Annotated in this window: 8 protein-coding genes; 4 read left to right on the plus strand and 4 right to left on the minus strand. The window is 57.7% G+C overall.

Features of this window, described 5'->3' with window-relative positions:
* The coding region (locus G556_RS0107175) for a hypothetical protein (RefSeq protein ID WP_420806063.1) at positions 1-247 on the minus strand (247 nt) is incomplete at its 3' end.
* A gap of 409 nt (positions 248-656) precedes the next feature.
* On the opposite strand from G556_RS0107175, the gene G556_RS0107180 reads away from it, so the two are divergent.
* Complete coding sequence (locus tag G556_RS0107180; RefSeq protein ID WP_028822279.1) at positions 657-902, plus strand: hypothetical protein; 246 nt, start codon at positions 657-659, stop codon at positions 900-902.
* 157 nt (positions 903-1059) lie between these two features.
* Here G556_RS0107180 and G556_RS0107185 read toward each other — a convergent pair whose 3' ends face one another.
* Both G556_RS0107185 and G556_RS0107190 read right to left on the minus strand, forming a co-directional pair.
* A complete protein-coding gene (locus tag G556_RS0107185; protein ID WP_081675550.1) occupies positions 1060-3012 on the minus strand; it encodes an ABC transporter ATP-binding protein in 1953 nt (650 codons plus the stop codon).
* A complete protein-coding gene (locus G556_RS0107190) occupies positions 3009-4748 on the minus strand; it encodes an ABC transporter ATP-binding protein (protein WP_028822281.1) in 1740 nt (579 codons plus the stop codon). The genes G556_RS0107185 and G556_RS0107190 overlap by 4 nt, the downstream gene beginning before the upstream one ends.
* Positions 4749-4879: 131 nt before the next feature.
* Between G556_RS0107190 and lysS the strand changes: the two genes are divergently transcribed.
* From lysS to G556_RS0107210, 3 genes are all read left to right on the plus strand, one after another.
* On the plus strand, positions 4880-6382 hold the full coding sequence (gene lysS, locus G556_RS0107195) for a lysine--tRNA ligase (protein ID WP_028822282.1): 1503 nt from the start codon (positions 4880-4882) through the stop codon (positions 6380-6382).
* Between the two features lie 241 nt (positions 6383-6623).
* Positions 6624-6779, plus strand: a complete 156-nt coding sequence (locus G556_RS11560; RefSeq protein ID WP_016455108.1) for a hypothetical protein — start codon at positions 6624-6626, stop codon at positions 6777-6779.
* Positions 6780-6781: 2 nt separating this feature from the next.
* Entirely contained in the window at positions 6782-7327 is a 546-nt protein-coding gene (locus G556_RS0107210; protein ID WP_016455109.1) for a PH domain-containing protein, read from the plus strand.
* A 233-nt stretch (positions 7328-7560) separates the two neighbouring features.
* On the opposite strand, the gene G556_RS11105 is transcribed toward G556_RS0107210, so the two are convergent.
* Entirely contained in the window at positions 7561-8931 is a 1371-nt protein-coding gene (locus tag G556_RS11105) for a S1C family serine protease (RefSeq protein WP_051176783.1), read from the minus strand.
* Positions 8932-9523 lie beyond the last annotated feature (592 nt).

The raw sequence follows: 9523 nt of genomic DNA on the forward strand, positions 1-9523 counted from the left end.
CCAACAGTTTCGGAGAAGATAATTCCAAGTCTTTAGCTATATCAGGCTTGGTTTCACCAGCAAGGAAACGCTTAACAGCCTGAACCTTCAGCTCATAGGAATATGACGAATACTTTGACCTATCCACAACAGCTAGCCTGCCATGAATACGCCACCGATCCTGAAAATTTCTCGACGCATACCTACTACACCCGGCTAGGTCAGCAGCCGCCTCTCTTCCGTAACCAGCCTCAAATAACTCAATCAAACGAAGCCGCTGACTATAAGACAAAGCAGCATTCTTGCGCATAAAGATACTCCCCGAAAGAAGGAACCAAATTAACCAGTCCAACTTTCGGGGAGCACTTCATAACTCCCCGGCCGCACTTTTTTGTCGCCTACGGTTTTCCCCGGAGGCAAGAAATGCGAATTTATCGATCAGCCTTCAAACATGGAGTCACTGAAGCAAATATTGAAGCAGCAGTAGCCAGCTCGCATAGACGTTTTCGCATCGGAGAAGACCCTATGCGTTGGCTTTATCCGGGCTCAGATATAGCAGGACGTTTTCTGGAAATCATCACGATTATGGGTGATGATGGAGGCGAAACGGTGATCCATGCGATGAAGACAAGGAAGCAGCACCTAACCCCACCTAGACCCAGAAGGAGGAAAAGAAAATGACTGAAAAGATTTCTGAACAGGCTTCTGGCTTTAGCGCTCAAGACGTTGAGCGATTTGTCAGCGAGGCTGAGGATGGATACGACCTCAACTCATGCGAATGGGAGACAAACCCACATTTGAATTTTCTTCTTCTGGTGCCAGAAGATCTAGCTTCCGCGATTAGCCGTCGAGCAGAGTTGGACAATGTCAGCGACGAGGAAGTCGTACGCAAGGCATTAGAGAATTATCTTCGAGCTGGTTAACTCTCCCGCACTCGCCAGGTAAGCGGAGAGTGCGGGACAAAACGTGGTTGCTTACTTCGGGATTTACGCAATCCGTTGCAATTAATCGCTCTGACTAAGTGTTTTGTATTATTCGTTGTTGAAGTGGCTGGCAGTGACCGAATTTTGTCACGGCCTTCTAGGCCTCTTTCTCGGTGAACTGGGCATTGTAGAGCCGCCAGTAGGCGCCCTCTTTGGCGATCAGTTCGTCGTGGCTGCCCTTTTCGACGATGGAGCCGTTCTCCATCACCAGGATGACGTCCGCGTCGCGAATCGTGCTCAGCCTGTGTGCGATGACGAAGCTCGTACGGCCACCGCGCAGTGCGGCCATGGCCTTTTGAACCAAAACCTCGGTGCGAGTATCGACGGAACTGGTGGCCTCGTCGAGGATCAGCACGTCAGGGTCGCTGATGAACGCGCGGGCGATGGTCACCAGCTGCTTCTCGCCGGCGGACACGTTGTTGCCCTCGGAGTCGATGATGGTGTCCATGCCGTCGGGCAGGGTAGCGGCGAAACGGTCGACGTACGCGGCATCCGCAGCCGACTCCACGTCGGCCTTGCTAGCGTTCTTCTTGCCGTACGCAATGTTGTCGGCAATCTTGCCGCCGAACAGCCACGTGTCCTGAAGCACCATGCCGATGCGGCTGCGCAACTGCTCGCGCGGAATGGAAGAAATGTCGATGCCGTCCAGCAGGATCTTTCCCGACTGCGGTTCGTAGAAACGCTCCAGCAGATTCACCAGTGTGGTCTTTCCTGCACCCGTCGGCCCCACAATAGCTACCGTCTGGCCTGGATCGACGCTCAGGTTCAAGCCCTCGATTAGAGGTTTTTCAGGATCGTAGCTGAAGTGGACATCGACGAACTCGACCTTGCCACAGACGCGGTTTGGCAGTTCGCTTGTGCCGTCCGGTGCTTCCTCGTCGGCGTCCATAACCTCGAAAACCCGCTCGGCGGAGGCGACGCAGCTCTGCAGCAGGTTAGCCATAGAAGCCACCTGCGTGATCGGCTGGGTGAACATGCGTGAATACTGCATGAACGCCTGCACGTTACCCAACGGCATCTGCCCGGCTGCCACCTGCAGCCCGCCAACCACGGCCAGCAGCACGTAGTTGATGTTGCCGATCAGGAAGTTCACCGGCTGGATGAGACCGGAGATGAACTGGGCCCAGAGCGATGCCTTGCACAAGTCGTCGTTGGTTTCTGCAAACCGTTTGGCGGCCTGCTCTCGGCGTCCGAAGACGGTGATGATCGAGTGACCTGTGTAGCTTTCCTCGACGTGCGCGTTGAGCTCGCCGGTTGCGTCCCACATGCGCACGAACTGGCGCTGCGCGCGCTTGCCGATGAATGCCGACGCGACGCCCGCCACCGGCACGACGCAGATGGTGATCAGTGCTAGCTTCCAACTGACCACAAACATCATCGCGGTGACGCCGACCAGGCGCAGCACTGCGCCGATCAACTGGCCTAGCGTCTGCTGAAGAGATTGCGAGATGTTATCGATATCGTTGGTCATTCGGCTGAGCAACTCGCCGTGGGGCTGCTTGTCGTAGAACGACAGCGGCAGCCTGTCCATCTTTCGGTGCAGCCTGTCTCGCATGCCAAAGATCATGCGCTGAATCGCCCTGTTCAGCAGGTAATGCTGAATGAACGAGAGCACACCCGAAAAAACGTAGAGGCAGAGCGCGAATAGCAGAATCTTGCCCAGCACGCTGAAGTCGATGCCTGCGCCCGGGGTGAAGTTTATGCCGCCGAGCATGTCCGCGAGTTGATCGTTTCCGCTTGCCCGCGCTGCCTCTATGGCCTGTTCGCAGGTGACGCCTTCGGACATGTTTTTCCCGATCACGCCAGAAAAGATCGTGTCGGTTGCCCAACCAAGCACCCTGGGGGCAAACACGCTTAGCGCAACGGAGATTGCGCCCGCCACCAACACGATGATCAGCAGGGTGCGCTCCTCGCGCAGATTCTTCAGCAGCCTGCGCAGCGACGGCCCGAAGGAGATCGCCTTCTCGGGAGCCGCCATGCCGCGAGGTCCGCCCGCGCGTCGTCCCGAATGCCTATTTCTGGCCGGAGCCTTGGCTTTTTCCTCGCTCATGCTGACACCTGCTCCTGGGATTCGACGATTTCGCGGTATGTCCTGCAGCTATCCAGCAGCTCCTCGTGGGTGCCGATGCCGTCGATGCGCCCATTCTCGAGCACTACAATCTGGTCAGCGTGGCTGATCGACGACACCCGCTGGGCGACTATCAGCACGCCGGCGTCCGTGGTGGCGTGCGAAAGCTGCGACCTCAGCCGGGCCTCTGTGCTGGCGTCCAACGCGCTGAAAGCGTCGTCGAAGATGTATAGATCGGGCTTCTTGATCAGCGCGCGGGCGATTGCCAGCCTCTGGCGCTGGCCACCGGAGACGTTGGTGCCGCCCTGAGAAATCTTCGCGTTCAACCCGGATTCTTCGCCGCTGCCGAGCTGCTCGACGAAGTCCGCCTGGGCAACCTTTAGCGCTGCGCGCATCTCGTCCTCGCTTGCGTCGGGTTTGCCAACCTTAAGGTTGGAAGCCACCGTGCCGCTGAACAGGTATGCCTTCTGCGGCACAAGGCCGATCTTCGCCCACAGCTTGTTCGGGTCGTAGTTGACGACGTCCACGCCATCAACCAGCACCCGTCCATCGGTGGCGTTGAACAGCCGGGGAATCAGGTTGACCAGAGTCGACTTGCCGGCGCCCGTGGAGCCGATGATCGCCGTCGTCTGGCCGCGCTTGATGGCGAAAGAAATATTCTCGAGGACTGGCTGGCTAGCCCCCGGATAGCAGAACTCCACGTTATCCAGACGAAGGATTTCTTCGCCCGGAGAGTTCGAAGTGACCGGATCGGTGCGCCACGTGACACTCGAATCCGTCTTGAAAACTTCCATGATTCGCTTGGCGCAGACCGCGGCGCGCGGTGCCATCAGCACCATCATCGTGGCCATCATGACGCTCATCAGTATCTGCATCAAATAGGTCAGGAAGGCGATCAGTTTGCCGACCTCCATCTCGCCCTCGTCGATTCGCGAGCCGCCCAACCACATCACGCCGACCTGGCTGACGTCCAAAATGAGCATTACCAGAGGAAACAGCAGCGAGAATAGCGTGCCGATGCTCAACCCCAGTTTCATCAGGCGGTCGTTGGCGTGGGTGAAACGCGCCTGCTCCTGCCCTTCTTGAGTGAAAGCGCGAACCACCCTGATGCCCGTGATCTGCTCTCGAGTCACTCGGTTGATCTCGTCGACGGCGAACTGTTGACGCTGAAAAAGTGGCGTCATGCGCAAAACGATGACGCTCACCGAGATGGCCAGTGCTGCCACCGCAATCAGGATTGTCCAACTCAGCACGACGTCCTGGCGAAGCGCCATGAATACGCCGCCTGCCATGGTCAGCGGCGCCGAAATCATCAGCGAACAAGTCATGAACACCAGTGTTTGCACCTGCAGAACGTCGTTGGTGTTGCGCGTGATCAGGCTTGCCGTGCCCAAATCGTTGATCTCGCGAGCCGAGAATTCCAGCGCGTGATTGAACAGTGCAGAACGGACGTCACGGCCGAACTTCATCGCCGCATTCGCGGCCAAAAACACTGCCGCGCACTGCGCCAACACTTGCGCGCCTGCGACCGCGAGCATCTGAGCTCCGCGGTGAACGATGTAATCGGTGTCGGCCCGAGCCACGCCCTGATCGATGATCTGCCCGTTCATCGTGGGCAGCAACAGGCTCGCGCCGACAGCAACAAGCTGCAGCGCCGCTACGCCAGCCACATAACCCAGGTAGGGCCGGATGTACCTATTAATTAGCTTTATCAGCACGTAAATCGCCTAAGTGCTAGAAAAATTGATGCTTAAGAGCTTAGTTCCTGCCACTGACAATCCTAAGCATGGGTAAGCTAACTGAATTTCGATTTTCGCCCATCCCCTAATAGCCGGGTAATCTATTGGGCGTGAGTGAACACGAGTTTTCTGAACAAGAGCAGATTAGGCACGAAAAGCGCGAGCGCATCATCGCAGCCGGCGGCCAGGCATACCCCGTCGACCTGCGACGCACCCACACGCTCTCCCAAATCCGAAAGACGTGGGACGACAAACTCGAAAATGGCGAAGAGGTGCGCGACGAGGTCGTCGAAATCGGTGGCCGCGTAATTTTCGTTCGTAACACCGGCAAACTGTGTTTCACCGCTCTTCAGGACGGCTTCACCCACGAAAACAACGGCGAGCGTCTGCAAGTGATGCTCTCCCTGGCCAACGTCGGTCAGGAAGCGCTAGACCAGTGGAAGGCCGACGTCGACCTGGGCGACTTCGTCTGGGTGCGCGGCTTCATCACCCGCTCCAAGCGCGGCGAGCTTTCCGTCATGGCCACCGAGTGGAAGATGGCGTCCAAAGCGCTGCGCCCGCTGCCCACCATGCACAAGGAACTCAGCGAGGAATCCCGCGTCCGCCAGCGCTACAACGACCTGATCATGCGCCCCGAAGCCCGCGAGATGGTGCGCAAGCGCGCAGCCGTCACCAAGGCCGTTCGCGACACTCTCGACGCCCAGGGCTTCATCGAGATCGAAACCCCAACCCTGCAGCTCATCCACGGCGGTGCCGCGGCGAGGCCATTCAACACCCACCTGAACGCCTTCGACATCGACATGACGCTGCGCATCGCTCTTGAGCTTTACCTGAAGCGCACCATGGTTGGCGGCACCGACCGCGTCTACGAGATCGGCCGCGTCTTCCGTAACGAGGGCATTGATTCGACGCACTCCGCCGAGTTCACGATGCTCGAGGCGTACATGAGTTGGGGCGACCAGTTCACTATCGCCGACGTCATCAAGGACGTCATCATGAACGCCGCCGAGGCCATCGACATGTTCGAGATCGAGCGTCCGGACGGCCAGGTCATCGACCTGCGTGGTGAGTGGAAGTGGCTGCCGCTATACGACGGCCTGTCCGAGAAGATTGGCGAGGAGATCACCGTCGAGACGCCGCGCGAGAAGCTCGTAGCGATGCTTAACAAGTTCGAGATCGAGTTCGACCCGGCCCTCTGCGATGGCAAGCTCGCCATGGAACTTTTCGAGGAGCTCGTTGAGCCCGAACTCATCCAGCCGACCTTCGTCTGCGACTACCCGGCCATTGCGCAGCCGCTGGCCCGCCCGCACCGCAGCAAGCCCGGCCTGATCGAGGCCTGGGACCTGATGATTGGCGGTGTCGAGCGCGGCACCGGCTTCAGCGAGCTCATCGACCCGGTCATCCAGCGCGAGGTGCTCACCGAGCAGTCCCTCAAGGTGGCTGCCGGCGACCCCGAGGCCATGCAGCTCGACGAGGACTTCCTCGAGGCCCTAGAGCAGGGTTGCCCGCCCATGGGCGGCCTCGGCCTGGGCATGGACCGTCTGCTGATGCTGTTCACCAACGCTGGTATCCGGGAAACGATCCTCTACCCGCTGCTTCGACCCCAGGGCTAAGAACCGAAACTTAAAACGCCGGGTTCGCCCGGCGTTTTAAGTTTTCTTTGGGGATATCTTTGGTGATCGTGTCTGAGGCGTTCGTCGCTATCGGGCCTTTTTAGGAATCGGATCGTGTCGAAATGGTCCAGGAACAGGCGCCAGCGTCGGCGCGTCTAAAGTTTCAGGCCCCGATTTTTGCAACACTTGTGTACGGGTGCGTTCAGCGCGCCCAAATTCTCCTACTTCCTCAGGAGGCAAAATGAGTAAACACATCCGCAACCTGTTTTTGATATTGGTCGTCGGGTTCCTGCTGTTCTACCTATTTACGAACCCGCAAGGTGCGGCGGACGCCGTGCGAACCGTCGTCGGCTGGGGTGAATCTGTCATCGAATTCTTCGCGAGCCTAGCCAAGTAGCCGTGGCTTCGTTTCTCGACCCCGACGTCGAGCAGTATCTGCTGCTCGACGAGGGCGAAATACTCGTCGACGAGATCGGCCGGCACTGGGTGACGCGGGTCATCCCCGTGCTGACGATCCTGGCCGGAGCGGCCTTCTTCGGCCTCATCCCCTCGTTCGCTAATATCTGGCTGGTGCCGTTCGTCATCAGCTTCGCGTTGGTATGCCGAGGCGCCTGGAAGCTTGCGCAGGAGCAGGTGGACCGCTTCGTCGTCACCAACATGCGGGTTTTTCGTGTCAACGGCGTTTTTAATCGCCATCTGGCCATCGTGCCGATCGCGAGGATCCTAGACATTTCCGTCTCCCGCCCCTTTCTGGGGCTGATTTTGGGCTACGGGCACTTCATCTTTGAATCGGCCGCCCAAGAGCAGGGCTTGAGAAACATTAAATTCGTGCCGCACATCCTCGTTCACGACAAAACCATTCAGACAATCATCGCCAGGTCTGGGGTGCGTGCCCGTGCTGAACTCACGAGTGACGATCTTGACGACCTCAACGATGGAACTTGAGCTTGGTATAGCGCCGCAAAAAATCTGCCAAACTCAACGCGCTAATTCCGCCGCAATGGCGCCAAAAAGCAAACCCCCTAGTCAGGGGGTTTTAGTTTTCCTAGTTGTCGCTGAATCCGGATTAGCGCGTTGAGTTTGGCAGAAAATTCTCGAAGCAAAATAAAAAGCCGGGAAAGAAGGTGCCCCGCAGAAGAAGGGGGAATTGCTGCGGGGCACCGATTGGGGGTTAACGACTAATTAACGTCGCTAACACCAAGCGTAACAGTATAGCTTTTTTGCGTAAAATCTGACATACGGGTTTCGCCCTGTTCGCTTTGATGGGAACCAGAATTGGTCAGAACCTGCACCTCGATCTTCTGCTCGGGCCCGTACTGTTCGAGAATCTGAGTCAATGCGCTCGCTGATGAAACCTTCTTGCCTTTAACGCCAACAATAATGTCTCCGGACTGAATTCCCGCGTCTGCCGCTGGGCCACTAGCTTGTGCGACGAGCGCCCCGACGGTGTTGTATCCGTCAGACGCATCCCGAACCATCACGCCTAGCTGAGCGCGCGGGCCGATCTTGATGGTGCCGGAGGCCTGCTTGTTGACGATTTGCTTGGCCAGATCGAGCGCGTAGTTAATCGGAATCACAAAACTTGTTGATTCGGTGGATTCGCCATTATCTGAGGCAGCCGCAGAAGTAACGCCGATCACTTCGTTCTTTTTGTTGAAGGTGGGGCCGCCCGAATCGCCCGGCACTGCGGCCGTCGTAGTGCGGATCATGCCCAGGAGGGTCTGCTGCGAACCACCGGTCTGGTCGCCGACGTTGATGCGCTGACCAACGGCAGAAACTTCGCCGGGACTCGCCACAAGTTTTCCGCCGCCTGAAGCGTTGCCGACAGTCGTCACCTCTTCGCCGACGCTGACGCCGTCGCCATTCATTGTGACGGTGTCCAGGCCTTCCGCGTCAATCTTCAGCACCGCAACATCGGAGACCGCATCGCGGCCAAGCAGTGTCGCCGAGTAGCTCTTGCCTGTGGATGCGATCGTCACGCGAATGTGGTCGGAGCCTTTGACCACGTGGTAGTTGGTGAGGATCTGGCCGTCGCTGGTGATCACCATTCCGGTGCCGGAGCCGCCGCCCGAAGGACCTGTGGTGTCGATGATGGCAACGCCCTTGCTCTGTTTTTTAGTGGGGGCGGTGTATTGCTGCTCGCCCAGCTGGGTGTTGCCCGGCACGTACTGCTGCTGAGACTCGATCTGGCGCTCGAAACCGCCGTTCAGCGCCTGGACACCCGCAAAGATCAGGCCGCCCTGCAGAGCCAGCGCTGCGACGACCGCGGCTGCGATGCCGACGATTCGCTTCTTGCTGCGCGGCTTCTGCTGCACCGGCTGAGCCTGGTTAGGCGCGTAGAAGTTCTGCTGCGCCCAAGGACGCGGGCTCTGCTGATTGGCCCCAGGCTGGGTGAAGCCCGGCTGGCCAAAATTTTGCTGCGCACTCTGACCCGACTGGCCATTATTCTGTTGGCCGTGCCTGACGCCATTCACGTCCTGGTCGAAGTCAGCGCGGAAATCGATGCGCGTCGGCTCCTGGTCGAAATATCCGTTGTTGTTTTCGCTCATGTCTAAACCTAACCAAACGAATCTTAGGCGAATATTTGTTTGCCCTGTGCGTAACCTGTGAACGATTTTTAAAACTATTGATCATCAACGGGAACGAAAATGTCCGTAGTCGAGCTTTTCTGCACCCGCTAACTTAAGAAGATTTAGCGGGTGCAGAAAAGCTTGAGTACGGACTTTTCCGTCCCTGCTGTTTCTGGTGACGTGGTGGTTTACCTGGATGGTTCCTGATGGCTACCCAAACCCGATGTGAAGCGGTGGTTGGTCTGGTAGCTTCTCGGCGGTTGTGGGATTCGGGTCTTTGCGTCACTGGCAACGTGTCTCCGCTCCTCATCCAAGCGCTTTGGCGCTTGGATATCGTCGCTCCCGCCACGCCTTGATGTTTCTTCAAAGACCCGAACTCCCACAACCTCATGCCTTTAGGTGGTCATCCGAATTATTGCGTCAAAAAAGGCTCGTCTACGAGCCAAATCTGCCGCAATAATGTCGCGACCACTTAATAAGCAAGGCTGGTGGAGCTGGGTTGGCGAGCATCGAGGCGTGGCGAGAGTGATAGCTCGTTAATCGCGAAAGCGATGAGAGATAAACGAAGACA

Origin of the sequence: Propionimicrobium lymphophilum DSM 4903 (genome assembly GCF_000423485.1) — a bacterium.
GTDB classification, from domain to species: domain Bacteria; phylum Actinomycetota; class Actinomycetes; order Propionibacteriales; family Propionibacteriaceae; genus Propionimicrobium; species Propionimicrobium lymphophilum.